The sequence below is a fragment of the Bradyrhizobium sediminis genome, assembly GCF_018736105.1.
Classification (GTDB): Bacteria; Pseudomonadota; Alphaproteobacteria; order Rhizobiales; family Xanthobacteraceae; genus Bradyrhizobium.
Genome location: NZ_CP076135.1, coordinates 5,410,630 through 5,435,054 on the forward strand (window position 1 = coordinate 5,410,630; position 24,425 = coordinate 5,435,054).

General features: G+C 62.5%; 28 protein-coding genes and 1 tRNA gene. 13 read left to right on the forward strand and 16 right to left on the reverse strand.

The window, feature by feature from the left end; all coding sequences use genetic code 11:
- Positions 1-83 precede the first annotated feature (83 nt).
- The 5 genes from KMZ68_RS25715 to KMZ68_RS25735 are packed head-to-tail and all read left to right on the forward strand — an operon-like array spanning position 84 to position 5,409.
- A complete protein-coding gene (locus tag KMZ68_RS25715) occupies positions 84-1,250 on the forward strand; it encodes an ABC transporter ATP-binding protein (RefSeq protein ID WP_215613878.1) in 1,167 nt (388 codons plus the stop codon).
- Positions 1,243-2,169: a carbohydrate ABC transporter permease gene (locus KMZ68_RS25720; RefSeq protein WP_215613879.1), complete on the forward strand. Its 927-nt coding sequence runs from the start codon at positions 1,243-1,245 to the stop codon at positions 2,167-2,169. The genes KMZ68_RS25715 and KMZ68_RS25720 overlap by 8 nt, the downstream gene beginning before the upstream one ends.
- The gene (locus KMZ68_RS25725; RefSeq protein WP_215613880.1) at positions 2,166-2,996 is read left to right on the forward strand and encodes a carbohydrate ABC transporter permease; all 831 of its coding nucleotides are present in this window, start codon (positions 2,166-2,168) and stop codon (positions 2,994-2,996) included. The genes KMZ68_RS25720 and KMZ68_RS25725 overlap by 4 nt, the downstream gene beginning before the upstream one ends.
- A gap of 23 nt (positions 2,997-3,019) precedes the next feature.
- Positions 3,020-4,273: an ABC transporter substrate-binding protein gene (locus tag KMZ68_RS25730; RefSeq protein ID WP_215613881.1), complete on the forward strand. Its 1,254-nt coding sequence runs from the start codon at positions 3,020-3,022 to the stop codon at positions 4,271-4,273.
- Between the two features lie 29 nt (positions 4,274-4,302).
- On the forward strand, positions 4,303-5,409 hold the full coding sequence (locus KMZ68_RS25735) for a TauD/TfdA family dioxygenase (RefSeq protein ID WP_215613882.1): 1,107 nt from the start codon (positions 4,303-4,305) through the stop codon (positions 5,407-5,409).
- Positions 5,410-5,457: 48 nt separating this feature from the next.
- Here KMZ68_RS25735 and KMZ68_RS25740 read toward each other — a convergent pair whose 3' ends face one another.
- Complete coding sequence (locus KMZ68_RS25740) at positions 5,458-5,901, reverse strand: hypothetical protein (RefSeq protein ID WP_215613883.1); 444 nt, start codon at positions 5,899-5,901, stop codon at positions 5,458-5,460.
- Positions 5,902-6,037: 136 nt separating this feature from the next.
- Between KMZ68_RS25740 and KMZ68_RS25745 the strand changes: the two genes are divergently transcribed.
- Positions 6,038-6,523, forward strand: coding sequence for a RidA family protein (locus tag KMZ68_RS25745; protein ID WP_215613884.1), 486 nt, complete (start codon positions 6,038-6,040; stop codon positions 6,521-6,523).
- Positions 6,524-6,606: 83 nt separating this feature from the next.
- Positions 6,607-7,011: a YccF domain-containing protein gene (locus tag KMZ68_RS25750; RefSeq protein WP_215613885.1), complete on the forward strand. Its 405-nt coding sequence runs from the start codon at positions 6,607-6,609 to the stop codon at positions 7,009-7,011.
- A gap of 23 nt (positions 7,012-7,034) precedes the next feature.
- Here KMZ68_RS25750 and KMZ68_RS25755 read toward each other — a convergent pair whose 3' ends face one another.
- From KMZ68_RS25755 to KMZ68_RS25775, 5 genes are all read right to left on the reverse strand, one after another.
- Complete coding sequence (locus KMZ68_RS25755; protein WP_215613886.1) at positions 7,035-7,319, reverse strand: hypothetical protein; 285 nt, start codon at positions 7,317-7,319, stop codon at positions 7,035-7,037.
- 134 nt (positions 7,320-7,453) lie between these two features.
- Positions 7,454-8,533: an LLM class flavin-dependent oxidoreductase gene (locus KMZ68_RS25760; protein ID WP_215613887.1), complete on the reverse strand. Its 1,080-nt coding sequence runs from the start codon at positions 8,531-8,533 to the stop codon at positions 7,454-7,456.
- 130 nt (positions 8,534-8,663) lie between these two features.
- Positions 8,664-9,785, reverse strand: coding sequence for a YeeE/YedE family protein (locus KMZ68_RS25765; RefSeq protein WP_249779478.1), 1,122 nt, complete (start codon positions 9,783-9,785; stop codon positions 8,664-8,666).
- A gap of 254 nt (positions 9,786-10,039) precedes the next feature.
- A complete protein-coding gene (locus KMZ68_RS25770) occupies positions 10,040-10,267 on the reverse strand; it encodes a hypothetical protein (RefSeq protein WP_249779479.1) in 228 nt (75 codons plus the stop codon).
- Positions 10,268-10,382: 115 nt separating this feature from the next.
- Positions 10,383-12,140: a patatin-like phospholipase family protein gene (locus tag KMZ68_RS25775; RefSeq protein WP_249779480.1), complete on the reverse strand. Its 1,758-nt coding sequence runs from the start codon at positions 12,138-12,140 to the stop codon at positions 10,383-10,385.
- A gap of 435 nt (positions 12,141-12,575) precedes the next feature.
- On the opposite strand from KMZ68_RS25775, the gene KMZ68_RS25780 reads away from it, so the two are divergent.
- Positions 12,576-12,652, forward strand: a tRNA-Arg gene (locus KMZ68_RS25780).
- A 54-nt stretch (positions 12,653-12,706) separates the two neighbouring features.
- On the opposite strand, the gene KMZ68_RS25785 is transcribed toward KMZ68_RS25780, so the two are convergent.
- Both KMZ68_RS25785 and KMZ68_RS25790 read right to left on the reverse strand, forming a co-directional pair.
- Positions 12,707-13,105: a helix-turn-helix domain-containing protein gene (locus KMZ68_RS25785; RefSeq protein WP_215613889.1), complete on the reverse strand. Its 399-nt coding sequence runs from the start codon at positions 13,103-13,105 to the stop codon at positions 12,707-12,709.
- Entirely contained in the window at positions 13,090-13,401 is a 312-nt protein-coding gene (locus tag KMZ68_RS25790) for a type II toxin-antitoxin system HigB family toxin (RefSeq protein ID WP_215613890.1), read from the reverse strand. Before KMZ68_RS25790 ends, KMZ68_RS25785 begins: the two co-directional genes overlap by 16 nt.
- 241 nt (positions 13,402-13,642) lie before the next feature.
- Between KMZ68_RS25790 and KMZ68_RS25795 the strand changes: the two genes are divergently transcribed.
- The gene (locus KMZ68_RS25795; RefSeq protein ID WP_215613891.1) at positions 13,643-13,843 is read left to right on the forward strand and encodes a hypothetical protein; all 201 of its coding nucleotides are present in this window, start codon (positions 13,643-13,645) and stop codon (positions 13,841-13,843) included.
- A gap of 14 nt (positions 13,844-13,857) precedes the next feature.
- Here KMZ68_RS25795 and KMZ68_RS25800 read toward each other — a convergent pair whose 3' ends face one another.
- The 7 genes from KMZ68_RS25800 to KMZ68_RS25830 form a co-directional block, all read right to left on the reverse strand.
- Positions 13,858-14,406 carry a hypothetical protein gene (locus KMZ68_RS25800; protein ID WP_215613892.1) on the reverse strand — a complete coding sequence of 183 codons (549 nt, stop codon included), beginning with the start codon at positions 14,404-14,406 and terminating at the stop codon, positions 13,858-13,860.
- Positions 14,407-14,447: 41 nt separating this feature from the next.
- Positions 14,448-14,807, reverse strand: coding sequence for a DUF1428 domain-containing protein (locus KMZ68_RS25805; RefSeq protein WP_215613893.1), 360 nt, complete (start codon positions 14,805-14,807; stop codon positions 14,448-14,450).
- A 49-nt stretch (positions 14,808-14,856) separates the two neighbouring features.
- Positions 14,857-15,594 carry a DUF899 domain-containing protein gene (locus KMZ68_RS25810; RefSeq protein ID WP_215613894.1) on the reverse strand — a complete coding sequence of 246 codons (738 nt, stop codon included), beginning with the start codon at positions 15,592-15,594 and terminating at the stop codon, positions 14,857-14,859.
- A gap of 25 nt (positions 15,595-15,619) precedes the next feature.
- Positions 15,620-15,964, reverse strand: a complete 345-nt coding sequence (locus KMZ68_RS25815; RefSeq protein WP_249779672.1) for an SRPBCC family protein — start codon at positions 15,962-15,964, stop codon at positions 15,620-15,622.
- The gene (locus tag KMZ68_RS25820) at positions 15,961-16,392 is read right to left on the reverse strand and encodes an ArsR/SmtB family transcription factor (RefSeq protein WP_249779481.1); all 432 of its coding nucleotides are present in this window, start codon (positions 16,390-16,392) and stop codon (positions 15,961-15,963) included. Before KMZ68_RS25820 ends, KMZ68_RS25815 begins: the two co-directional genes overlap by 4 nt.
- A gap of 82 nt (positions 16,393-16,474) precedes the next feature.
- A complete protein-coding gene (locus tag KMZ68_RS25825) occupies positions 16,475-16,738 on the reverse strand; it encodes a DUF3551 domain-containing protein (protein ID WP_215613896.1) in 264 nt (87 codons plus the stop codon).
- 89 nt (positions 16,739-16,827) lie between these two features.
- A complete protein-coding gene (locus tag KMZ68_RS25830) occupies positions 16,828-17,802 on the reverse strand; it encodes a Bug family tripartite tricarboxylate transporter substrate binding protein (protein WP_215613897.1) in 975 nt (324 codons plus the stop codon).
- A 136-nt stretch (positions 17,803-17,938) separates the two neighbouring features.
- Between KMZ68_RS25830 and KMZ68_RS25835 the strand changes: the two genes are divergently transcribed.
- Both KMZ68_RS25835 and KMZ68_RS25840 read left to right on the forward strand, forming a co-directional pair.
- On the forward strand, positions 17,939-18,355 hold the full coding sequence (locus KMZ68_RS25835) for a VOC family protein (RefSeq protein ID WP_215613898.1): 417 nt from the start codon (positions 17,939-17,941) through the stop codon (positions 18,353-18,355).
- Positions 18,356-18,480: 125 nt separating this feature from the next.
- Positions 18,481-20,067: an AMP-binding protein gene (locus tag KMZ68_RS25840; RefSeq protein WP_215613899.1), complete on the forward strand. Its 1,587-nt coding sequence runs from the start codon at positions 18,481-18,483 to the stop codon at positions 20,065-20,067.
- A 15-nt stretch (positions 20,068-20,082) separates the two neighbouring features.
- Here the strand turns inward: KMZ68_RS25840 and KMZ68_RS25845 are convergent, their stop codons facing one another.
- Entirely contained in the window at positions 20,083-21,177 is a 1,095-nt protein-coding gene (locus KMZ68_RS25845) for an HD-GYP domain-containing protein (RefSeq protein ID WP_215613900.1), read from the reverse strand.
- A 1,146-nt stretch (positions 21,178-22,323) separates the two neighbouring features.
- Here KMZ68_RS25845 and KMZ68_RS25850 point away from each other — a divergent pair.
- Together KMZ68_RS25850 and KMZ68_RS25855 are read left to right on the forward strand one after the other, a co-directional pair.
- Entirely contained in the window at positions 22,324-23,613 is a 1,290-nt protein-coding gene (locus KMZ68_RS25850) for a serine hydrolase domain-containing protein (RefSeq protein ID WP_215613901.1), read from the forward strand.
- A gap of 127 nt (positions 23,614-23,740) precedes the next feature.
- Entirely contained in the window at positions 23,741-24,184 is a 444-nt protein-coding gene (locus KMZ68_RS25855; RefSeq protein ID WP_215613902.1) for a c-type cytochrome, read from the forward strand.
- Positions 24,185-24,425: the final 241 nt, after the last annotated feature.

Below are 24,425 nucleotides of genomic sequence, written 5' to 3' on the forward strand. Positions count from 1 at the left end.
ATTGTCTTATACTTGCAACAAACAATACACATGCCTGTCACCGCGTCGGACTAACACCGCCAAAACCTCAATCAGGTGACGGCGTGTCGCAACTCAACATCGTTCAACTCACGAAATCGTTCGGCCCGACGCAGGTTCTGCGTGCGGTCGACTTGAGAGTGGAGCGCGGGGAATTTATCACCCTGCTCGGCCCCTCCGGCTGTGGCAAGACAACGCTGTTACGCATTATCGCCGGACTGGAATCGCCCGATCAGGGCGATGTGCTGGCGGATGACATTTCGATCCTTGGTACGGACGCCAAGGACCGAAATCTTGCCATGGTTTTCCAGAACTACGCGCTCTATCCGCATTTGACCGTCGCTCAGAATATTGGCCTGCCGCTAACGATGCGGCGGCTCACGCGGTTGCAGCGGATGGCCGGACGCTTCGGCATCAGTCGAACTGCGAGAGAGGTGCGAAGGCAGATCGGCGCCGACGTCGGGCGGGTGGCCGACAGCCTCCAGATCGGCAGCTTGCTGAACCGCCTTCCTTCGCAGTTGTCGGGCGGTCAGCGCCAGCGGGTCGCGCTCGGCCGCGCGATGGTGAGAAACCCCCGGATCCTGCTGCTGGACGAACCTCTTTCCAATCTCGATGCGCAGCTTCGCGTCCATATGCGGATGGAGCTGACGGCCCTTCACAGACAATCCGGCGCGACCTTCATCTTCGTCACCCACGATCAGTCGGAGGCCATGACGATGTCCGACCGGATCGCCGTCATCCTCAACGGCAGGGTGGCCCAGGTCGCTACACCCGGAGAACTCTACGACAATCCGGCGTCGCTGGACGTCGCACAATTCGTCGGCACTCCGAAAATCAACAGCATCGATACTCACATCGGACCGGATGGCTGGCTCCTGTTCAAGAACCAGCCGCTTTGTCCCTTGAATGGCGCTCTTGCCCATGCCGGCCAGCCGGTGACTGCAGCCATTCGCCCGGAACACATCGTGTTGACACGCGGCATCCACGGCAACGTTCCTGTCGGCGAGGTTGTCGCTGTCGAGAATCTGGGGCCCGAAAGTCTTGTACACGTTCAGCTCAAGGGGCTTGGCCACCCTCTCATCGTCCGGATGAACGGCGAGCAAAGCCACCTGCCTTACCGCGGCGACAGTGTGGGCCTCAAATTGGATCCCCAGAAAGTATTGCTCTTCGATGACACGGGAGACCGCCTGACGTTGCATCACGGCCGCCAGCCGGTCCCCTCCTATGCATAGCCTCGCGATCGCCCCACCAACGCGCACCCGCGCGGTGAGCCGTGCAAAGCGCGATCGGCGGTGGGCAGCCGTGTCGATGGTTTTGCCGGCGTCGATCCTGCTGGTCTGCCTGATCATCGTGCCGCTGATCGCGGTTGTGGTGATCGCCTTCACCAACTGGCAAATGGGATCTTCACGGATAGCCTTTGTCGGTCTGAGTAATTTCATCGAATTGCTTTCGGACCGCCAATTCCAGACCGCGCTCTTCAATACGCTGATCTATGTCGCCACCGTTGCACCGCTGACGGTCGGGATCGGGCTGGCCGTGGCGCTGTTGATCGCCGGCAGCCGGATCGGCCAGAACTTCTACCGCACCATCTACTTTCTGCCGACCATAGCGACCCTGGCTGCCGCGGCCGTGGCCTGGCAAATGCTGCTGCATCCCACCAGCGGTCTGTTCAACCAGATGCTCCGCGCCATCGATGTCTCCGGCCCGAACTGGCTCAAGGACTCCAACTGGGCGCTGCCAACCCTGGCAATGATCGGTGTGTGGGAGCGCATCGGCTTCAACACCATTTTCTATATGGCTGCCCTGCGGGATGTGCCTCAGAGCCTGATGGATGCAGCCAAGATCGATGGCGCCGGCGGTTCATGGGATCGATTCTGGCTTGTCGTGTGGCCCCAGCTCGGTCCGATGACGTTGTTTCTCGTGATCACCGCCGGCATCCACGCGTTTCAGGCCTTCGAAACGGTGGCGATCCTGACTCAGGGCGGCCCCCAGAAGTCGACCCAGCTGCTGCTCTATACAATCTACCAGGAAGGCTTCGTGTTCTTCCGCACCAGCTATGCGGCAACGGTGACCGTCGCCTTTCTGCTGATACTGCTGGTCTTTAGCGCCACCCAGTTCAGATATGTCAGCCGCCGGGTGCATTACACATGAAGATCCGCGCAGCCTTCACCGAACTGCTGCGCCATCTGGTGCTCTGCGCCGGCGCGCTTCTGATCCTGGCGCCGTTTGTATGGGCGATTGCGGTATCGGTTCGCGCGCCCGAGGAGATATTCACCAAGGACCTGCATCTGTTGCCCCAGACATGGGCTGCGGCCCGGAACTATGGATTGGCGCTGACCCAGATGCCGCTGATGCTGTTCCTGTGGAACGGTCTGATCGTCTGCACGGCCATCCTGCTCTGTCAGCTGGTTATCCTGGTCCCATGCTCCTATGCCCTGGCCAAGCTGTCCTTTCCGGGCCGCACGACGCTTTTCGCACTGGTCATCATCGGGATGATGGTTCCGTCGACCGTGCTGTCATTGCCGCTTTTCCTGATGGTCAGCAGCGCCGGGCTGATCGACAGCTACACCGCACTCGTGCTGCCATGGACAGTCTCGGTCCTTGGCATCTTTCTGGTTCGCCAGGTCTTCATGAAAGTGCCCGATGAGATCATCGAGGCGGCCCGGCTGGACGGACTAGGCGAAGGTGAAATCCTTCTCCGTATCATGCTGCCGATGGCGCTACCGGCAATCGGCGCCTTCAGCATCTTCTCGTTCGTTCGTCACTGGAACGATCTGCTGTGGCCGTCCGTGGTTGTGCGCTCGGTCAGCATGGCTACGCCGCCCTATGGCGTGATGCTCTTCCAGAGCGAAGAAGCCGGTTCCGATTACGGAGCTCTCATGGCCGGCGCGGTCATCATCGCACTCCCCATGATCATTGCATTTCTCGTTGCCCAGAAGCGCTTCCTGCAAGGCGTGTCGCTGGGTGCAGCCCGGTAACCCCCAAAGCAAAGGATACATTCATGTTCAGATTTTTCCTCGGTGCCCTTGTGGCGACCCTGATTGGTGGCAGCGCGTCGGCCGCCACCGAGATCAATGTTCTCTACGGACTGCCCTGGCTATTCAAGGAGACGCACGAGACGATCGCCAGGGAGTTCATGGCCGAGAACCCCGGCATCAAGGTGAACCTGCTTGCACCGGCTAAATCTTACGAGGAAGTCGTCACCGCCGTCCTGCGCGGTGCGGTAGCCGGTTCGGTTCCGGACGTGGCCTTCTGCGGCACCAACCTGATGGGGGTTGTGGTGGACCGCGCCCTCGCCCAGCCCCTCGATCAGTTTATCAGCGATGAAAAGGATTGGGCCAAGCAGGGCTACATTCCAGGAATGCTTGCGACCAGTCAGGTCGATGGCAAGCAGTATGGCATGCCCTTCGCCCTGTCGACGCCGATCGCCTATTACAACATCGACATTGTCAAACGCGCCGGCGGGGATCCGGACAATCTGCCGAAGACCTGGGACGACGTCCTGGCCCTCAGTGAAAAGATCAACAAGCTTGGTGGCGACACCAAGAGCATGTTCATCCATTGGCAGACCACCGGCAATTATCTGTGGCAGGCGCTGCTTTTCACGAATGGCGGCAAACTGCTGACGGAGGACAAAAAGAAAGCAGCATTCAATTCCCCCGAGGGCATGAGGGCGCTGACCGCGCTGCACGATTTCAGCGCGCGCGCGAAGATGCCGAACTACACCCGCGAACAGGGCCGCCAGGACTTCACGGCGGGCATGCTGGGCATGCAGTTTTCATCGTCTGCCGAGCTGACCCTGGTCACCAAGCAGATTGGGTCGAAATTTGAGCTGCGCACTGCGCCGTTCCCCACACCTCGGCTGGACACCAAGATCGTGTCGGGCGGTGCAACCGCGATGTTGTTTGCCAAGGACAAGGACAAGCAGAAGGCCGCCTGGGCATACATGAAATACCTGAGTGGCGCACGGGCGCAGACCACTATGGCGCGCCTCACCGGCTACATCCCCAGCAACCAGATCGCGATCGATACGCCGGCGATGCTTGGCGACTACTACGCCAAAGCTCCCAACGCGCGCACCAGCCTGCAGCAATTGCCGCGGGCCACCGCGTGGGTCGGATTCCCCGGCGACAACAGCGTGAAGATTATCGACGTCATCACCGACAATCTCGAGTCCGTGGTCGCGTTGAGGGCCGCCCCGAAGGACGCGATGGTTCGAATGGAAGCCGAAGTCAACGCACTGTTGCCGAAATAACAAGAACCTCAAACAGCGAAGGATAGCCAATGTTGGACGTAGTGGAAAAAACGAAAAAGACGGAATATGCCCCTGGCCCGGTGGGCGGTCCGTTTGCCTGGAAGTCAGCCGACCTGCAGAAGGACGAGCGCTGGATCCATCGGCTGAGCGATGAAGACATCGCCGAACTCGAGGCTGCGGTCGCGGTTTCGCGCGCACGCGGGTTGGACATCATCGATATAGCGAAGGATGATTTTCCCCTTTCCGGGCTTACCGAAAAGATCCAGCTGATGCGCCAGGATATCCTTGCGAATTTCGGCTTTGCCTATCTTCGCGGGCTTCCGGTTCGAAAGTACGACCGTGAAACATTGACCCGCATCTACTGGGGGCTGTCTCTTCATGTGGGCGATCCGGTGGCCCAGAATCGTAACGGCCATCTGCTGGGGCACGTGATCGATATCGGCACCCCGGTTGACGACGTCAACAAACGCCTCACCCAAACCTCCACCGAACTGCAATTTCACTCCGACGCGTGTGACGTGGTCGGCCTGGTCTGCATCAATACGGCGATGGAAGGCGGCCAAAGCGCGCTGGTCAGCGCCGCCTCCGTTCACGACGAGATGCTTCGCCGCCGGCCGGAACTCTGCCACGCGCTCTATGATCCCCTCACCGTCGACCGCCGCGGCGAGATTCCAGCGGGGAAACATCCCTGGATGCGTATCCCGGTTTTCAGCTGGCACAAGAATTCGTTGGTTGGATATGCGCCGCTGAAGAACTACGTCGAGTCCGCGACCAGATTCGAAGACGCCCCGAAAACGACGGAAGAACAATGGGAAGCGTTTCGTCTGTTTCTCGATCTCTGCAATGATCCGGAATTCTCGCTGCACATACCCTTCGAGCCCGGCGACTTCCAGTTCGTCCACAACCATGTGGTGTTCCATTCGCGGACCAGTTTCAAGGACTGGCCGGATTCCCCCGAAAGGAAGCGTCATCTGATGCGGATCTGGCTGTCTTTGCCCGACGGAATGGAACTGCCAGAGGCGATTGCCGAGCGCTGGATCAATATCGAACGCGGGACCAAACGGGGCGGCGTAAATATCCCAAATCGCAAGAACTTGACGATCGCCCTCGAGCCGGAAACGCCCGCTTTCGATTGAATGATCGGGCCTCCACGCGATCAGGCGTGGGGGCCCGGTTCGCTAGCATCAGACCAGATTGGCGTTCGCTCGCATGCCCTGAAGCAGCGCAGATTCCAGCAAACCGCATTTGCCTGCGAGGATATCGACCAATTCACGCAAGGCCTGATCGGAACCACAGCCCCGGACATTTTCGACGAACGCGGTCGCTTCGCCTTCCGAAAAGATGGGGAAACCATCTATTTTCAGGTTGCCACGAACGAGTGCCTCAAGCGTCGTTTTCCTGTCGGCCAACGACCCCTGACCAGACGTCGTTGCGCATATGTTATTGTAAAGGCCATCTCCCGGCGTCCCCGAGAGTTTCGAGGGATGGGAGCTTTCTGGCTGACTATCGGCAGCAGGATGCTTTGCCTGCCAAGGCAAGCGAGAAGCCCAAAATTGCGCAGACCCCTCTCCCGATCCGGCATCGAAGCGAACGCCTCGCCGCCAAAGCTCTTCAACGAATTCGAGCATCGCGCAAGTACGTCTCCTGCCGCTTTACGTGAAAGCCTTATCAAGGAAATATTTCGCGGCGATGACAAGACGACAGTTCGCTTTTTCGGGCCAGTATGATTGAGATGTATCCATTTCACGCAAGCGAGTTCTCGCCATGGCCAACATCGAATCCCGTCTCAACGCTCTCGGCCTGGTGCTGCCGCCGGCCTTCGCTCCGCCGCCCGGAATTGTCCTGCCTTTCGTCAATGTGCGCAGAATCGGCAACCGCGCCGTCCTTGCCGGGCACGGGCCGCAGAGCCCCGAGGGACCGCTGGCGCAGCCGCTCGGCAAGGTCGGCCGCGAGCTGACCATCGAACAGGGCTATGCCGCCGCAAGGCTCACGGCATTATCGATGCTGGGCTATCTCAAGCGCGCGCTCGGCGAGCTCGACCGCGTTACGCATTGGGTGCGCATTTTCGGCATGGTCAATTCGGCGCCCGGCTTCGTCCAGCAACCCGCCGTCATCAACGGCTTCTCCGATCTCATCCTCGAACTCTGGGGACCCGAGGCCGGCGCCCACGCCCGCAGCGCGGTCGGCATGGCCGAACTGCCGTTCGGGATGCCGGTGGAAATCGAGGGCGAGGTCCAGATCGCGGATTAGCCGTAAATCGGCTTGATTGTCGGGCCTATCGTCATAGGGTTGCAGTACCATTCCCCGCGACGCGCTCACATCGAGGAATCCGCATGCAGCCCGTTTCCCTCCTCCTGAACATCTTCTGGATTCTGCTCGGCGGCGCATGGATGGCTGCGGGCTGGATGATCGCCGCCGTCGTCATGGCCATCACCATCATCGGCCTGCCCTGGGCAAGGGCCGCGTTCAATATCGCCGTCTATACCCTGCTGCCGTTCGGCTCCAAGGCGGTCCGTCGCGATGAAGTCACCGGCCAGTCCGACATCGGCACCGGACCGCTCGGCGTGATCGGCAACCTGATCTGGCTGTTGCTGGCAGGCTGGTGGCTGGCGCTCGGACATATCGTCACCGCGGTCATCCTCGCGGTAACCATCATCGGCATCCCCTTCGCCTGGGCGCATGTCAAACTCGCCGGCATCGCGCTGTGGCCGATCGGCAAGGTGATCGTGCCGGCATAGCCCGTCGGTCCGGGGAGCGCGCCTCAGCGCCAGGCTTCGTGCGATTCAGCCGGCTGGTCGCGGACCCAGTTCGGCCTCAGCAGAACCTTCAGGCCAGCCTCGAACGGGAGAACGCTCACCTGGCGCGCGTCCTCGGTGATCCTGATCGCCCAGGTCCTGGGAACCGCCGGATGCTCCTGGACCAGCCTTTGAACGACGCCGGCGGCAAACAGCAGGGCATCGATATCGTCGGCCAAAACCGCCCCATCGTGGCCATGGCCATCAATGGGGTTGATCGGATCGCAGACCTGGAATCTGTAAAACGGCATGGAATATGAATGCCCAACCCTTGTTGTTCCCGCTTTGACATCGATCAACCCTGCGGTCCGCCCTGCGGCAACATTTGTTAAGGGGAACCCGGCAAGGCCTTCGCAGCCTGACTGGCCTTGAAGCCCTGGCTCCCCTATGCCGCAAGCCGGCCGCGGTTGTTCGCGGCGAGGATCGGGCGGATCAGCCGCCCGAAGCGCTCGGCCTCTTCGTCGTGCAGATAGCCGGACAGGCAGAACGAATGACAGCCGGCGTCGATGAATTGCTGCAGCGTCGCGGCGCATTGGGCGGGATTGCCGACCACCGCGATGCCGGCGCCGGGCCGCACCTTGGTGATGCCGGTCCATAGATGCGGCATCAGGAGGTCGCCATGCTCGCGGGCGAGTTCCTGCACGCGCCGGTTGGCTTCCGACTTGTTGTAGAGCGTTTTCATCTCCTGCTTCTGCCGCTCGGTCGCGTCACGCACCAGCACATCGGCGGCCTCCCACGCATCGGCTTCATCTTCGCGGCAGATCACCTGCAGCCGCATGCCGAATCCGATTGTCTGGTCGCGGCCATGGGCGCGGGCCATGTGCCTGATCTCGGCGATGTTGTCGGCGATCCGGTCCGGCAGGTCGCCCCAGAACAAATGCACGTCGGAATGCTTCGCCGACATTTCCCACGCCTGCCGCGAGCCGCCGCCGAGATAGAATTTCGGGAACGGCTGCTGCAGCGGCCGCGGCCGGATATGCGCGCCGGACAGCGTGTGGAATTTGCCTTCGAAATGCACCGGACCGCGCGTGGTCCACAGCGCCTTCAGGATCGAGACTTCCTCCTCCATCAGCGCGTAGCGCTCTTCCTTGGCGTAGCGCACGCCCTCGCCTTCGACCTCGCTTTCGTTCTGGCCCGCAATCAGGTTGATGCAGATGCGCCCGCCCGACATCTGGTCGAAGGTCGAGATCATCTTGGCCAGCAGCACCGGATTGATGTAGCCGGGCCGGGCCGCGATCAGCGGCTTGATCTTCGACGAACGCGCCGCCATGAACGCGCCGGTGATCCAGGCCTCCCAGCACACCGAGCCGACCGGGATCAGCAGATATTCGAAGCCCGCCTTCTCCGCGGCCTGCACCACGCGGTCGCACAAGTCCGGAGATCCCGGCACCTGGGCCTCGGGCACGCCATAGGCCGTGGTGTCGCCATGTGTGGGAAGGTACCAGCCGAATTCGAGCGGACGCATGAACTTCTCTCCTTGATGCGCGGCTTTGGCCTGCGCGATTTCCTCAAGGGGCAGTGTACAGGCTGCATCGGGCGGGACAATCGGGGTATCGCCCCGACGGCCCCAGGCCGGTCAATCAGCCTCGAATCCATCAAGAGGCGCTGACGATCTCGCGGGGGTTGGTCGAACGGACGGATCGTTCGTCGACCAGATAATTCGTCAGCAATGCGCCGGCCCACATCGCGGCAAGGGCCACCCAGGAGGTCAGGGCAAAGATCGCCCCGCCGGTGACGCCGGCGCCGACGGCGCATCCGCCGGCCAGCATGCCGCCGAAGCCCATTAGCGCCGCGCCGAACAGGTAGCGGCTCATGCTCGGTCCATCCTGAAATCCCTGCATCTTCCATTCGCCCGCCAGCAACGCGGCAAACAGCGAACCGGCGAACACCCCGGGAACCAGACCGACATCGAACCCCAGTTGCAAGGACGGTGAATTGATCAGTCCCATCAGCGTGTCGGCCGATGGCCCGATGAAACTGATGCTCTTGACCTGAACCAGATTGAATGAGGTTTGCGAGACGCGAAACGTCAGAAGCCAACCCGCCGCAACGGCGAGGCCGACGCCCACGGCGCTGGCGCCGGCAAGAACGCCGACCCGGGCGCGCCGCGCCAGCCATAGCGCGCCGCCGAGCCCAAGCATGCCCAGAAGCAGGCCCAACACCGCGCCGGCGTCGACGATTGCAAGCAGGCTGCGCGAAGGGCCGCCCTGCACGGTCCATAGTTCGGACAGCGCTTCCCGGACCGGCGACAGGAACCCTCGCAGCGAGGCCTGGCCGACGATGGTGAGGACCAGCCCGGAAATGAGCGCGCGCAGATTTCCGGTCGCCGACAGAACCAACAGGCGGCTCGCGCAACCGCGCGCCAGGATCATGCCGGCGCCGAACAGCACGCCGCCGATCAGGCTGCCGGAGAGGCTGCCTCGCGCGGCGAGCTGGCGGGCGCCGGAAACATCGAGCAGCCCGAAGGCGATCAACGCATTGGTGCCGGCAACGGCGGCAGAGAACGTCAATAGCCAGATCGAGAACTTCGAGCCGAACAGCCCATGTGAGAATTCGATCACGGCGGATCGCAGACAGAATTTGCTCGCTAGCGCGAAAGCGCCGAACAGCATTCCGATCAAAAGTCCGCCCGCGGCAAGAACCACCGCATCGCCGGCAAGATCGATGAATGATTCCAGATACAAGCCGTTCGGGCCTTTCATCGGCTGACGGACCATGACGCTGACCAGTGCTCACTATTAATGGTCAGTGAGTCGCTTGTTGCCCATGCTTCGAGACGCTCGCGATGCTCGCTCCTCAGCATGAGGTCGTTGTGTATCAACAAGTTAAACCTCATCCTGAGGAGGCCGCGAAGCGGCCGTCTCGAAGGATGACTGCATTAGTATTAGATTGTCAGGAGATCGCTGCCGATCATTGATTTGGCGCAATCAACCGCTTCGGCGGGGGCAGCCCCGACGCCGCGCCGGTTCCCTCACTTCGGTCCCAGCAACCGCTCGCGATAGGCCTCCAGCCCCAGCCGGACGTCCTTGTCCTCGACCCATTCGCCTGTCTCATCCATGACGCCGGCCTCCAGCATCGCGGCCGCGCAGGGCCAGTGCAGATCGACCCAGCGCGGAATATCGGCCTCCGGCATGGCGCTCCGCCGGCAGATCCGCTCGGTCATTTCGCGGGCCAATGGTTCGATGTTGGAGGAGGTCATGGGATCGTCGTCGCCGGGTTCCAGGTCGCGCAGGTCTTACACCAGGACATGGCCGGGAGCGTGGCAATCGGCGCTGACGCAGCCGGAGCTTGGTGGATGAAGACCTGTGTGGATTTCAGCGTTTGGTTGCCGGCCTGGCGGTGGCGAGGATGGCGGCGATGGCCGCATCGCCCTCCGCCTCCAGCGCGGCGATGGCTTCCCGGGCCCAGTGGTAGGCCGCGTCGAAAATCTCGGTATGGCGTTCGAATTCCGTCACGCCGATCTCGGGCGAAAGCGGCGGCCGCATCACATGATCGAGCGGCGCGGCCGGCAGCATATCGTAACGCTGATGCGCCACCAGGCTTCGCCACAGCACGTTGATCGCGCTCGGCGCCGCCGGCAGCAGCTTCTTGCGGAACGGCGTCAGCATCGCCATGACCAGCTCGAACCGCCCGGGCAGCGCGGCATATTCGACGTCGAACATCTCGGCCGCGGGGTCGCCGAAATGCACCACCAGATTGGGACCGCTCTTCAATTGATGCATCTGCGCGAGCGGCACATTGTCGATCAGGCAGCCGTCGACCAGCATCGCGCCCTCCGCCGTGTAGAACGGCGGCAACAGCCCGGGGATCGCGCTCGAGGCTCGCACCGCCTGCCACAGCAACCCCGACCGGATCAGTTCGAGATTGTGGGTGGAAAGATTGGTCGCGACCGCCGCGAATGGCCGCCAGCAATCCTCGATCCGGCAGTCGGCGCCGTATTGATCGGCGAGCGCGCGATCGAAGGCCTTGTGGTCCAGCAGGGCATAACGCGGCCAGGTCGGCCGCCGGAAGCTGCGGCTTCTGACGAAGATCTCGTGCGTGCCGCGTTCCAGATGCTCGGCCTCGTGATTCTTGGCGAAACCGGCCGCCATCGCCGAGCCGACGCTGGTGCCGACGAAGATGTCGAAAACGACGCCGCGCTCGCGGAACGCCTTGTAGATGCCGACATGGGCCGATCCGAAACTGCCGCCGCCGGCGGCGACGAAGCCGACCGCACGGCCGGACAGGAACCGGACCAGGCTGTCGATATCGACCTGATCCTCGAGCGCGACGTGGTGATGCATGAAGCTCGGCAGGCGGGCGAGCCAGGCCGCGGTGCCGCTGACCTCGCCGCTGCGCCGGTCGTGGACGCGAACGAGGCGGCGGGCTGCTTCGCTATGTACTTCGCAGGCGAAGGCTTCGACATCCGTCGGCACGCCGGCGGCGGGCGCCTTGCCGTGGCATACGAAGACGACCAGGTCGGCCTGGCGGATCGCCTTGCGCGTCCAGGCCGAGTCTTCACCACCATCGAGATAAGCCACCAGTGGCGCGGTCTGTTCGATCTTGTTGAGCCAGTCGGTGACCTCAGGCGCATCCAGAGCCCGTCCGGGAAACATGACGGCAAGCCGGTCGGGATCGACGATCTCGGCATCGGCCGCGGCCAGTCCGTCGCGCATCCGGCGATCGAACGCGTCCGGCGCAGGCGCGTATCCGCCCTGAACGAACGCCACCGTTCGCGCCTTCGGCGACGCGCGAACCGGGATGAGCCGCGCCGTCTCCCTGGCGAAGCGCAGCGCCAGCACCGCCAGCAGCGCTTCGACGATGGCCGGCGCTTCTTCGGCAAGTTCCTGATAGGCCGCGCGTGTCAGCACCAGAACGCTGGTGTCGCGAATCGCAATTACATTGGCGGTGCGCGGGATATTGGCGAAGAAGCCGATCTCGCCGACCAATTCGCCGGCGCGAAGCTCGGCAATCGGCGCGGCATCGCCGATCTTGCGCACCGCCAGCGCGCCGTGCAGCACCACGAACAGGGCGTCCGAGGGCGCGCCTTGCGCCACCAGCATCTGCCCGCGCACCAGATCCTGGCGGACCATGGCGCGGATAGCCTTGCGCCGCTGTTCGGAACTGAGCGTTCTGAACAGTGCGAAATCCTCGGATACGTTTCCCCATGCAAATGTCGAGCTTGGCCCGTCCATCGGCGACACCCGCCTTTGTTTGACGGACAATGTATAACCGCCCCGCGCTGACGGCGAGCCATTTGGGATCGGAAGCGCCGGCCGCCCGCGGCAGTAGCGGGTGCAGGGGTCGGCGTCGGATATCCCGGGCGGCCGATAGAGCCGCATCAAAAGCCGATTATTCGGGAGAAACGGCGGCCAAGGCCCCGCTTGCGCCCGGCACGTGCTTTTGCGCCGCACCCGGCCCGATTTGAAGCCGCGGCTTCCGCCTTTTGCCGGCTTTGCCCGGCGCCCGGCCAGCCCCCTCGCAGGGCCGTTGCCCCTGCCCGGCCAATCGGCTAAATGGACCGCAACGCACCCGTAGCTCAGCTGGATAGAGCGTTGCCCTCCGAAGGCAAAGGTCACACGTTCGAATCGTGTCGGGTGCGCCAGTACGAGATGCGGTATTGGCGTCAATCAGCGCCGATTTCCACCAGCCGAAACGCCTATGCTGCCGACCTCCTCCCGCGCGATCGCGGCGGTGCGATCAATGCTTCCGCCGGTATGCCCCACTCGCGGTGCAGCCGCCAGGCCATCCTCATCGTGAGGGGACGCTTCCTCGTCAGGATGTCGGATGCGCGCTGGCGCGAGCCGAGCAGTCGGCCGAGATCGGCTTGCGTATAGCCGCCGGTCTCCATCCGGTAACGGATCGCGTCGATCGTATCGGGCGGTTCGATTGGCCAGCGCTTGCGCTCGTAGTCCTCGATGATCAATGCGAGAAGATCAAAACGATCGGCCTCCGGCGTCCCGGGCTTCGGTTCGTTCTCGAAGTACCGCTCGATCTCGTTCAGCGCGACGTCGTAGTCCGCTTCGGAGTGAAGCGGACGGATCATTTTTTTCGCCATGACACGGTCTCCGGATCGATGCGGTCGTACTCGGCGTGAGTACCGATGAACTTCACGAGCAAGCGGCCGAAGGAAAATGACACGTGGACGACCAGCCGATATTTGTTGCCGCCCAGATCAAAGATGACCCGATTGTCGCCTACGAAGTCGACGGAGCCGCCAAACTGCCGCTTTATCTCGGCCGGATTTGCCCAGCGCGCTTTCACTGCAATCGCCACCCAGGCGCGGATCGGGCCCTCGGCATGCGGGTAACGCGCCCAAAACTCCCTCAGCGTCCGGCGGGCGATCACCTGCATATTGAAATCATATCATGTCACCATTCTGGTGACAACCGGATTTGAGGCCAATCGAGCGCGGACGCGTCGGGCAACTGCCCGCGAGGCGGAGCGCAATATCGCAGGCAGATTTACCGACTGGGAGCGCATGGAGGGCTCCAGTGTGATAGCACTACGACGAAGCAAAATTGCCCATCTTCATCGAACGTGGAGCGCCAGCTCCATTGGCGGCAATTCCTGACCGACAGAAGGCGAAACCCACATGACCGAGCGACTGGAGACGCTGAAGAAGGCGCGCGAGCGGATGGCCGATGACCGCGATGCCTTTGCCAAGACGCTGGCCGCCCCGTTCGACCGCGACAAGGCGGAGCGGGCGCGGATCAAATTCATCGAGATCCAGGCCTTGATCGACGCGATCGATCGCGCCATCGCCGGCGAGCAGACCGGGTCCGCCGCCGCATAGGCGCGCCCGTTACCTCATTTCGACGCGTTTTCTTCCCGCGAGCGGACATCCCGCTGGCCCGGAAGCGCCTTGGCATCCTGCGAGGCCGCTCCGTGGCGCCGGTCGATCCGGCTCTTGAATCGGTGGCCGATCACGATCAGCGCGCCTTGCGGCGGTCCGGCCGCCCCGGCGATATCAGCCGGACGCCGTGGCGATACCGGCGGCAGGTTATCCTGGGTCACGGCTTCGAGCGCGGCCAGGAATTGCCGGCCGGCCTCGGTGATCTGCCATCCTTCAGCGTCGCGCAGCACATGACCGCAACCGAAAATATCGATCGCGGGCACCCGTGAGGCAAGACGCCTCATCCGCGCGCTCCAGTCTGCGCCGCTTGCCGTGAGGATGACGATGTCTCTCTTGAGTGAGGCGAGCGTGGTTCGACCGCTGTCGTGACTGGCCAATACCTTCAGAATAGCAACCTGTATGCTCACGCCGACGCCTTGGACCGCAACGGTTCTTGCTCTTGTGCGCGGTCGATGAGTCGTAAGTATCTTGCCGTCGCAGCACTCGTCCAGCGCGGGCGGCAAGTTATCCGCAGTCTTGAGAATTCCGCGCGGCGGTACGCGACTCAGACTTTGACCAGGCTTGCGAACCCACCATAGATCATCCGCTTGCCGTCGAACGGCAACGACTTCGGGTCCATCATGTTCTTGAGCCGCGGATCGGCCATCACCTTGGCGTTGACCTTGTCGCGCTGGGCGCGCGACTTGTAGGTGATCCAGGAGAAGATCACGGTCTCGTTGGGCTTCAGCTTGACCGCGCGCGGGAACGAGGTGAGTTTGCCGACCTTGACGTCTTCGGCGACCCATTCGCGGTAGTCCAGCGCGCCGTGTTCGCGCCAGACCTTGCCGCATTTGGTGGACATCTTGCGATAGGCCGCGAGGTTCTTCCTGGGAACCGCGACGATGAAGCCGTCGACATAGGGCATTGGTTGCTCTCCTCGTTGTTGCCGTCGCCGTGACGACGCCGAAACCTCTTCAGCTGTGACAGCAGGATGCCTGAACCGGCGCCGGCTGGTATTGGTCACGCAGCCGCAGCCAGTCCATCGGATAAGGCAGTCCCTCCTCGTGACGACCGAGCGGCGTCAGATCGAGGTAGTGATAGGCGGCATTCATCATGTCGAGGCCGCGGGCGAAGCAGGAATAGGTGTGGAAGATGTTGCCGGCCTGGTCGCGGAAGAACACGCTGATCCCCGGGGCTTCCTCGACGCCGAAGCCGCTGGTGCCGAAATTATAGACCTTGGCGCCTGACTTGATCTGGTCGGGCGTAAACGAGACGGCGTAGTCGTAGTTGAAGTCATTGTCTGCCGACGACAGCCAGTCGAAGGTCCAGCCCATCCGCTGCTTGAAGGCCTGAAGCCTTGCGACCGGCGCGCGCGATATCGCCACCAGGGTAGTGTCGCGCGCGGCCAGATGCGGGATCATGCGCTCGTACCCGTCGGCCCAGAACGAGCAGCTCTTGCAGCCCTCGGTCCAGTCCGGCGCGAACATAAAATGGTGCACCACGAGCTGGCTGCGGCCGGCGAACAGGTCGCTCAATGTCTGCTTGCCGCCGGGACCGTCGAACAAATAGGGCTTTTCGACCTCGACCCATGGCAGTGCGCGGCGCTCCTCGCTCAGCCGGTCCCGCGCTTGCGTGAATTCCTTCTCGTGCGCCAGATGCGTTCTTCGCGCGGCGATCCATTCCTGGCGCGAGACGATTTTGTGCGGTTGCATGTGCGGCTCCTCGGTTTGAAACATTTCAGGCGAAAATTTTCTCGAGCTTGTCGAAGCACCCCAGCCATCCGCGCTCGTGGCCGTCGCGCGCGGCCTGGTCGAACAGCTGTTCGTGGGTCAGCATCATCAACGTGCCGTCGCCGTCGGGCGTCAGCACGACCGTCACCTGCGATTCGCGCTCCGGCGTCGAGTGCCAGGCCCAGCTGAACTTCAGCCGCGCGTTCGGCACCACCTCACGATAAACCCCGCCGACTTCGTGATACTCGTCATCGGTGGAGAAGCTGACCCGAAAGCGGCCGCCGGGCCGGGCGTCGATGTCGGCCTGAAACGAGTCAGGCCTGGCGTCGGCACGTCCGAACCATCGAACTATTTTTTCCGGGTCGGTCCATGCGGCGAAGACTTTCGCCGGCGGGGCGTTGAGGCGACGCTTGAGTGTGAGGCTCGGCCGGGTGACGAGACCGGCGTCGCCGGCGGTGGCTGATTTGGCGGCCATTGATCTTCCTCCATAAAGGCGGCAAGGCGGTCGAGGTTTTCGGACCAGAAGCGCTGGTATCGGTTGAGCCATTCCATCGCCTGCTCCATCGGCCCGGCGGTCAGCCGGCACGCCACGGTGCGGCCGGTCTTGGAGCGCGCGACCAGACCGGCGTCCGACAGCACGTCGAGATGCTTCATGATCGCGGGCAGCGACATCGAAAACGGCTGCGCCAGCTCGCTGACCGAGAGGCCGTCCTCCCGGCCGAGCCGCGCCAGCAGCGCGCGCCGCGTCGGGTCCGCGAGCGCCGCGAAAGTGCGGTCCAACGTTTCGTCTTTATACTTAACCATGTGGTTTAGTATAAGCGCAAACAATCCAGAGTCAAGACGCGCCTTCGAAGATGGCGCCTCAGTACCGGTAGTTCGGATTGGAACGGGCGCGCCGCTGCTGCTTATTCAAGGCGGCGCGCGGATTGACGTTGCAGTAGAGGTTGCGCCCCGACGCACTCGCCATGCATTGGCCATAGGTCTGGTAGGAGCAGTCGCCTGGGATGCCGACACCCCTGCCCTGGGCACAATAGGGGTAGTCGTACGCGGCGGCCGGCGTGGAGCCGGCCATCGTGCTGGCGCCGGCGACCAGCAAGACCAGCATTACCAATTTTGCGCTGCGCATGATCGGATCTCCTCCGCGTCGTTTATACCGGCTGCCGGGTCGCCTCGTTTTCAAAACATCGCGACCCGGCGGACGGTTCCGGCCACGCCTCAATCGACGTGCACGCCGGCGGCCTTGACCACCTTCTCCCACTTCTCGGTTTCGGCCACGATCATCTTGCCGAACGCCTCCGGCGTACCGATCAGCGGCTCACCGCCGAGTTCGATCAGTCTCGCCTTGATCGCGGGCTCTGCCAGCACCGCGTTCATCTCCTTGTTCAGCTTCTCGATGATCTCCTTCGGCGTGTCCTTCGGGGCGGCCGCGCCGAACAGCGCACTCGCCTCGTAGCCGGGAACGGTGTCGGCGAGAACAGGCACGTCGGGCAACAGCGAGGACCGCGCCGTCGAGGTCACCGCCAGCGCGCGCACGGAACCGGCGCGGATATGCTGGAGGATCGAGGGCATGTTGTCGAAGATCACCTGGACCTGGCCGCCGAGCAGGTCAGTGAGCGCGGGCGCCGAGCCCCGGTAGGGAACGTGCTGCATCTTGACGCCCGACATCATCATGAACATCTCGCCGGACAGATGCACCGAGGTGCCGTTGCCCGACGACGCCAGGTTCACCTTGCCCGGATTGGCCTTCACATAGGCGATGAACTCGGCCACCGTCTTCGCCGGCACGTCCTTGTTGACCGTCATCACGTTCGGCACGCGATTGAACGCGGCAATCGGCGCGAGGTCGCGAACGACGTTGAATTTCAAGTTGGTATAGAGTGAGGCATTGATGTAGTTGGCGGGATTGACGAACAGAAGCGTGTAGCCGTCCGGGTCGGCCTTGATCACCGACTCGGTGGCGATGTTGTTGCCGGCGCCGGGTTTGTTCTCGATCACGAATTGCTGGCCGAGCCGCTCGGACAGCCGCTGGCCGAGCAGGCGTGCAATGATATCGGTCGCTCCGCCCGGCGGATAGCCGACCACCCAGCGCACCGGCCGGGTCGGATAATCCAGCGCCGCGGCGCTGCCGATCGAGGCGATCGCCGAAATACCCATTGCGATCAGACAAATCGCAGTGCGACGTGAGGCCATGCAGTTTTCTCCCGGCGGCCGCGTCGTGTCGCGCGGTCCGCATCTGTTGGATTGACAACAGCGTGCGTTGTAACAAACAAAGCGTGAGGCGACCAGTAGCGGCGGCGCGCGCCGGACCGCGACGAAAGGACAATCCATGGCTGTCAAGGTTACCGCGCTCGATCATATCGTTATCAATGTCGCGGACGTGGCGCGCTCGGCCGAATGGTACCGGAAAATCCTCGGCATGGAGATCAAGGTGTTCGATCCAGGTCCGGGCAAGACGCCGCGGACGTCGCTGGTGTTCGGAAACCAGAAGATCAACGTGCGGCCGCTGCACGCCGACAAGGTCGAATGGTTCACCGCGGACCATGAAACCGCCGGCAGCGACGACCTCTGCTTTCTCACCGCGAGCACGCCGGAACAGGTGGTCGCGCATCTCGAGGCCTGCGGCGTCGCCATCGAGGAAGGTCCGGTCGCGAAACAGGGCGCCCGCGGCACGCTGCAATCGGTCTATTGCCGGGATCCCGACGGCAGCCTGATCGAGATTTCGTCGTATCAGCGAGAGGCGTAGGCCTCCTCCCCGTCATGTATGGACGGCCCCGCATTTGCGGATTTGCCCCGCGCCCGATCCGGTGGCAGAAAGGCCCCCAAGCAACAACGCTGAAGGCAGCCGGCAAGGCTGCGCGGGAGGATCTGATGCGGAATTCACAGGCAGCGCCGGGCATCGTCGGGCCATTCGCGGGGCTTGACGTACCGTGGCTGCTGCGGATGCGGGCCGAGACGCGGCGCAACCATCCGTTCCTGATCTGGGCGCCGTTCGATGCGCCGGCGCGGATCTGGGCTTACGGCGAATTTCACGACCGCGTCGGCGCGCTGGCCGCGGGGCTGGCCGCGCGCGGCATCAAGCCCGGCGAGTATGTGCTGATCCATCTCGACAACTGCATCGAGGCGATGTTGGCCTGGTTCGCCTGCGTCGAGCTCGGCGCCATCGCGGTGACCACCAACACCCGCTCGGCGCCGGCGGAAATGGATTATTTCGCCGGTCATTGCGGCGCGGTGGCCGCGATCACCCAGCCGGCCTATGCCGAGATGGTATCGGCGCATTGCCGGAGCCTGCGCTGGATCGCGGTGATATCGCACGATGCCGGCGCCAGCCCGGCGCAAGGCTCGAGCCCCGGGCGCAGCGACAGCTTTGAGGCGCTGTTCGCCGACAGCGCCGCCCGGCCGCGCCGCCCGACCGATCCCTTCGCGCCGTGCAGCGTGCAATATACTTCCGGCACCACGTCCCGCCCGAAGGCGGTACTGTGGTCCCACGCCAATGCGCTGTGGGGCGCCAAGATCAACGCCGCGCACCAGGATTTGCATCAAGGCGATGTGCATCAGACCTATCTGCCGCTGTTTCACACCAATGCGCTGGCCTATTCGATGCTGGCGAGCCTGTGGGTCGGCGGAACCTGCGTGATCCAGCCGCGGTTTTCCGTGAGCCGGTTCTGGAGCGTGGCGCTGGAGCACGGCTGCACCTGGACCTCGACGATCCCGTTCTGCATGAAGGCGCTGCTGGAACTTGAGATCCCGAAGCATCACAAGTTCCGGCTGTGGGGCTCGGCGATCAACGATCCGCCGCCGTTCGCCGCCTTCGGCATCAAGATCATCGGCTGGTGGGGCATGACCGAGACCATCACCCACGGCATCGTCGGCGAGGTCGACCAGCCCAACATTCCGATGTCGATCGGCCGCGCCGCGCCGGAATATGCGATCCGCGTCACCGGCGATGACGGCTCCGCGACCAGGGTCGGCGACACCGGCAACCTGCTGATCAAGGGCATTCCCGGATTGTCGCTGTTCCAGGAATACCTGCACAACGAAAAGGCGACGCGGGAAAGCTTCGACGAGCACGGCTATTTCATCACCGGCGACCGGGTTACGCTGCTCGAAGACGGCTTCATCAGGTTCGGCGACCGCGCCAAGGACATGCTGAAGGTCGGCGGCGAGAACGTCGCGGCTTCCGAGATCGAGCAGGTGATCGCGGTGGTGCCCGGCGTGCGCGAGGCCGCGGTGGTCGGCAAGAAGCATCCGATGCTCGACGAGGTGCCGGTCGTGTTCATCATTCCGGCGGCCGGCGTCGAAGGCGCGCCCAGGGATCTGCACGACACCGTGATGGCCGCCTGCCGCGGCGCGCTGGCCGACTTCAAGGTGCCGCGCGAAATCCGCTTCGTCGACGACATGCCGCGCTCAACGCTGGAGAAGGTGGCGAAGGCGGAGCTGCGGAAGATGCTGGGGTGAAGTGCAGTTTGGCCATCAATAGTGCCCGAAGGCGATCGGGCGGAACGCCTGAAGCAGGTGCTGGTCGATCTTGTCTCCCATCTGCTCCATCATCGCGAACGCCTTGGCGTGGGTATGCTGCAGCCGGTAGGCCCGCTTCTCCACCAGCGCCGCGTAGATATCCATGATCGTCGTCAGCCGCACGATGTCGCTGATCTGGTTATCGCGCAGGCCATTCGGATAGCCCGACCCGTCGAGCATCTCATGATGGTGCAGGACCACGTCCAGCATCTCCGGCGGGAAGCCGCCCTCGGCCGCGAGCGCGTCATAGCCGCGGCGCGGATGCTTGCGCATCTCGGCCGTTTCCTCCTCCGTCAGCGGTCCCGGCTTGTCGAGGATGGCCACGGGGATGAACGCCTTGCCGACATCGTGCAGCAGCGCGGCCCGCGCCAGGCGGCGCTGGTCATCCTCGCGCATACCGAGATGCTGGGCGAACGCGACGGCAAAGCCGGTGACGAAGAGGCAATGGCGATAGCTGTCGTTGTGATGGCAGCCGACGGCCGTCAGCCATTCGCGCAACGAAGAGTGCTTGATGGCCTTGAGAATCCTGTTTTCGGCCGCCACGATGTCGCTGAATTTCAGCGGACCCCCCGCCGGGAGCTTCTCGAAGATCTTGACCATCACCGCGTGCGCGGCCTCGACGCCCCGGTTCAGGGCCTTGCCGCGATCCGTCGCGTCGAAACCATGGCTGTCGGGAAACGCGGCACGGATGCGCTGCAGAATGGCCTGCGCATCGAACGGCCGCGATATCGTATCGGTGGCGCCCAGCGCCCAGGCCTGCATCGAGCCGTGATGCAGCGCGTCGGCGAGAACGAACAGCCGCGGCATCGGTCGGTAAGCCTCGGTGCGCAGCTTGTTGCGGACGATCTGGACGCTCTCCGGCGACCGCAGGTTGATGTCGACCACGATGCCGGCAAACTGGCCGGGCTGGTCGGGAATGTCCGAGGTCGGGACGGTATCGACCTCACCCGCCATCTGCAGAATGCTGGCCAGTTCGTTGCTCTGGTCGCTCCGGTCCGACGCCAGAAGCAGCCGGCGTCTGGGCGAGACTTGCGTGGCGGGGACTGTCATGGATCCTCGTTGACTGGCGCGGTTGTGACCGACAGCGACGCTACCTGACAACGGGTTCCCCGGGGCTTAAGGGGTGTGGTGAATGCCGGGAGATCGCGAAACGTAAAAGTTTAGCGATTGCAATTGGCATGACGCTTGACGCCGATCGCAAAGACAATCATCGCAAGGTCGGCTCGCAATGACGGGACGGAAAATCGCAGATTCACGTCCGCATTCTCGCGGCGCGATGCGCCCGAGGTTTGCGTGTCGTTGTCCCTCGAAAGAAGAGGGAGCAGGGAATGCCGGATGCGCGCTGCACCCGCGGTCTCGTGTGCAAAATGCACGAGTAAAAAACGCACACGAGCATACAGGGCAGCGGAGGCGATCCGACATTCCCTGCGCAATGGCTTTACGGTTTATAGCGCGCTCTCCCCGGCGATCAGGATTTGCTTGTCACCGTCGCCCCGCGGATTGACGGCAAAGCCCGACGCCCGGTTGGGCCGGCTACGCCTCCGCAAGGACTTGACGCCAACCCAGAGGCTGTCAGGACCACACGCCTTCGCCGTACGCTTCAGCACCGCTCGTCCGCACGTCCTGTGACCGCTCACGGACCGTGAAGTCCGCCCTGCCATCCCATCGCGCGCACGAAGCCGCCGCGTCCACCGCATCCCATCCCAACGTTCGTGACGATGGCCAACGCCCCTTCCTCGGGGACAGGATGGCGGGAATCCTAAAAGTGATTTGCCCGACGGCGAAAGCGGAAATTTGCCCGTCGGGTTATTTTGCCGCAGCCGTGGTGCCGTAGGAGGAGTGCGGGCGAAGGACCTGCAGAATGGTTGAGCCGTCCATCATGGGCAACTGCGATGATGGTGAGGGCATGAGTTCAAAAACGAGACGCGCTGGCGGACGTCCGCTTGATGCGCAAACGAACTCACGTCAAACATCGCACCATGTCCGAAATGTGCCAACAAGAGACTCATGCACTGCAACAACTAGCGGCTTATTCGATCACCTCGTCCGCACGGGCGAGTAGCGTAGACGACACGATTTGTGCCAGGCACGCTCCTGTGAGTATGTTAGGTTTCATTTCTAATCGCCTTGGCAGGCGAGGGAAGTGCCTGGGCCGCCTTTAAAGGCCGGTAGCGACGATGAGCGGGAAGCAGGGCGATGAACTTGCGGCAATTGCTACGGTCGGCCGTGACGGGGTTGCTGCCTTTAATCGCGGCGCCCTCAGTTGGCGCGTTAGCGGAAGGCGCATTCGACATCCCTGCGGGCGCCCACTTCAACCAGCAAAAACTTGAGCGCATCGGCGAGTATTTCCAAAACGAGATCGCGACCGGAAAAATTCCCGGGGCTATAATCTTGATTCAGCAGCACGGGCAGCCGGTCTATCTGCAATCTTTCGGCGTCCGTGACGTGAGATCCAAGCTGCCTATCACGCCAGACACCATCTTTCGTATTTTTTCCATAACCAAGCCCATCACCAGCGTCGCGGCCATGATGCTGATCGATCAGGGCAAGCTGGCGCTTGGCGACCCCGTCGCCAAATACATTCCCTCCTTCGCAAACGTAAAGGTCGGCGTCGAGAAAAAGTCGAACAATGGCGAACGCAGCTTGGAATTGGTATCGCTGAATCGGCCCATTACCGTCGAAGATCTGATGCGGCACACCTCGGGCATCACTTATGGCTTTTATGGCGCCAGCCTGGTCCGGCAGGCGTATCGCGACGCCAATATTTACGCGGGTGATTTCGACAATGCCGAGTTCGCCGAGCGCATCGCGAGACTGCCTCTGGCCGAACAGCCGGGTACCCTTTGGGACTATGGCCACTCGACCGACATTCTCGGACGGATAATCGAAGTTGCATCGGGACAGACGCTTCTCGAGTTCGAAAAGGACAACCTGCTCGATCCGCTAGGCATGACCGCCACCAGCTTCTTTGTGGCCGATCCGCAGAAGTACAGCCAGATCGCCTACCCGCTGCCCCATGACAGCGATTTCAGGGTCGGCTGGGAAAGCAGCCCGCAAATCTACATGAAATGGCAATCCGGTGGCGGCGGCATGGTCTCCACCATCGCAGACTTTGCGCGGTTTTCACAAATGCTGCTGAATGGTGGCACGCTCGACGGCAGGCGTTATCTCAGCACTGCAAGCTTCGCCGTGATGACGCGCGACCATGTCGGACCAGTTTCAGGCGTCGCGCGCGATTATTTTTATTTCCCCGGCGATGGTTTCGGTTTCGGTCTCGGTTTCGGCGTACGAACCGACCCCGGCAACGCGAAGCCACCGCCGCCGGGCTCCATAGGCGAATTGAAGTGGGATGGCGTCAGCGGCTGCTATTTCGTGATCGACCGCAAGCAGGACATGTTTTTCGTATTGCTGGAGCAAACACCGTCCGAGCGGCAGCGGATCCAGCCTGCCTTGAAGAAGCTGATTTATGAAGCGCTTGAGAACTGACAACGGTGCCGGTCCCTGCCATGTTCCCGGCGTATTGATTTGAGTGATCGTGCCATCAAGAGCAAAATTGGCCAGCGAATTGACTTACATCAACTCAGCAAGCTCCCTCAGGCGATGAGTGCGCAACATGACAAAACACGCGAGCAAGTGGGTGATGGTTGCCAGCGTTACTGTCGGCCTATCTGCAGTGGCCTTGGCTCAAGACCTTGATGCGGGCAAGTTGGAGTTTCAGTCTTCCTGCGCGACATGCCACGGCATTGATGGAAAGGGCAAAGGACCGCTCAGTGAGCAGCTTAGGGTAGCGCCCGCTGATTTGACTGTGCTGACGAAGCACAATAACGGGGTGTTTCCTGTCAACGCGGTCTATGAGGCCATCTACGGAATTAAAAGGATTGTAGCTCACGGTCCTCCAGACATGCCTATTTGGGGGTTCCGATATTTTGCTCGAAATACGTCACCCGGTTCAAAGAAGCCAGATCACTATGTCGAGCTTTCCTCCGATCTAGATGCCATCGCGCGAACCCGCCTGCTCGCCGTTGTCGATTATCTGAATCGAATTCAGCAGAAGTAGCGACGGTGCTTTCGCATAGACTTGGGCCCAACCGAGATATTCAGTTGGCAGTTGAAATGCTGCGGTGTCTGCGCTGCATTTGGTCGGACGGTCTCGTCCGCCGCAAAGGTGTCCAGGAGCAAAGCTGCGGCCCAGCCTATCTCTCGCGGCTAAACGAGCGACGCCCGAAGTCGAGAAGCTTCAGATCAGGGGCAGCCATGAAGGCCACGCCGATTCCTCGTTCGGATCCGATCATGCTGAC

Bases quoted from the DNA above. Each gene is read 5' to 3' on its own strand.
- KMZ68_RS25720 (WP_215613879.1), top strand. From the start codon at position 1,243: ATGCATAGCCTCGCGATCGCCCCACCAACGCGCACCCGCGCGGTGAGC.
- KMZ68_RS25725 (WP_215613880.1), top strand. From the start codon at position 2,166: ATGAAGATCCGCGCAGCCTTCACCGAACTGCTGCGCCATCTGGTGCTC.
- KMZ68_RS25730 (WP_215613881.1), top strand. From the start codon at position 3,020: ATGTTCAGATTTTTCCTCGGTGCCCTTGTGGCGACCCTGATTGGTGGC.
- KMZ68_RS25735 (WP_215613882.1), top strand. From the start codon at position 4,303: ATGTTGGACGTAGTGGAAAAAACGAAAAAGACGGAATATGCCCCTGGC.
- KMZ68_RS25740 (WP_215613883.1), bottom strand. From the start codon at position 5,901: ATGCTCGAATTCGTTGAAGAGCTTTGGCGGCGAGGCGTTCGCTTCGAT.
- KMZ68_RS25745 (WP_215613884.1), top strand. From the start codon at position 6,038: ATGGCCAACATCGAATCCCGTCTCAACGCTCTCGGCCTGGTGCTGCCG.
- KMZ68_RS25750 (WP_215613885.1), top strand. From the start codon at position 6,607: ATGCAGCCCGTTTCCCTCCTCCTGAACATCTTCTGGATTCTGCTCGGC.
- KMZ68_RS25755 (WP_215613886.1), bottom strand. From the start codon at position 7,319: ATGCCGTTTTACAGATTCCAGGTCTGCGATCCGATCAACCCCATTGAT.
- KMZ68_RS25760 (WP_215613887.1), bottom strand. From the start codon at position 8,533: ATGCGTCCGCTCGAATTCGGCTGGTACCTTCCCACACATGGCGACACC.
- KMZ68_RS25765 (WP_249779478.1), bottom strand. From the start codon at position 9,785: ATGGTCCGTCAGCCGATGAAAGGCCCGAACGGCTTGTATCTGGAATCA.
- KMZ68_RS25770 (WP_249779479.1), bottom strand. From the start codon at position 10,267: ATGACCTCCTCCAACATCGAACCATTGGCCCGCGAAATGACCGAGCGG.
- KMZ68_RS25775 (WP_249779480.1), bottom strand. From the start codon at position 12,140: ATGGTCCGCCAGGATCTGGTGCGCGGGCAGATGCTGGTGGCGCAAGGC.
- KMZ68_RS25785 (WP_215613889.1), bottom strand. From the start codon at position 13,105: ATGGCGAAAAAAATGATCCGTCCGCTTCACTCCGAAGCGGACTACGAC.
- KMZ68_RS25790 (WP_215613890.1), bottom strand. From the start codon at position 13,401: ATGCAGGTGATCGCCCGCCGGACGCTGAGGGAGTTTTGGGCGCGTTAC.
- KMZ68_RS25795 (WP_215613891.1), top strand. From the start codon at position 13,643: ATGACCGAGCGACTGGAGACGCTGAAGAAGGCGCGCGAGCGGATGGCC.
- KMZ68_RS25805 (WP_215613893.1), bottom strand. From the start codon at position 14,807: ATGCCCTATGTCGACGGCTTCATCGTCGCGGTTCCCAGGAAGAACCTC.
- KMZ68_RS25810 (WP_215613894.1), bottom strand. From the start codon at position 15,594: ATGCAACCGCACAAAATCGTCTCGCGCCAGGAATGGATCGCCGCGCGA.
- KMZ68_RS25825 (WP_215613896.1), bottom strand. From the start codon at position 16,738: ATGCGCAGCGCAAAATTGGTAATGCTGGTCTTGCTGGTCGCCGGCGCC.
- KMZ68_RS25830 (WP_215613897.1), bottom strand. From the start codon at position 17,802: ATGGCCTCACGTCGCACTGCGATTTGTCTGATCGCAATGGGTATTTCG.
- KMZ68_RS25835 (WP_215613898.1), top strand. From the start codon at position 17,939: ATGGCTGTCAAGGTTACCGCGCTCGATCATATCGTTATCAATGTCGCG.
- KMZ68_RS25840 (WP_215613899.1), top strand. From the start codon at position 18,481: ATGCGGAATTCACAGGCAGCGCCGGGCATCGTCGGGCCATTCGCGGGG.
- KMZ68_RS25845 (WP_215613900.1), bottom strand. From the start codon at position 21,177: ATGACAGTCCCCGCCACGCAAGTCTCGCCCAGACGCCGGCTGCTTCTG.
- KMZ68_RS25850 (WP_215613901.1), top strand. From the start codon at position 22,324: ATGAACTTGCGGCAATTGCTACGGTCGGCCGTGACGGGGTTGCTGCCT.
- KMZ68_RS25855 (WP_215613902.1), top strand. From the start codon at position 23,741: ATGACAAAACACGCGAGCAAGTGGGTGATGGTTGCCAGCGTTACTGTC.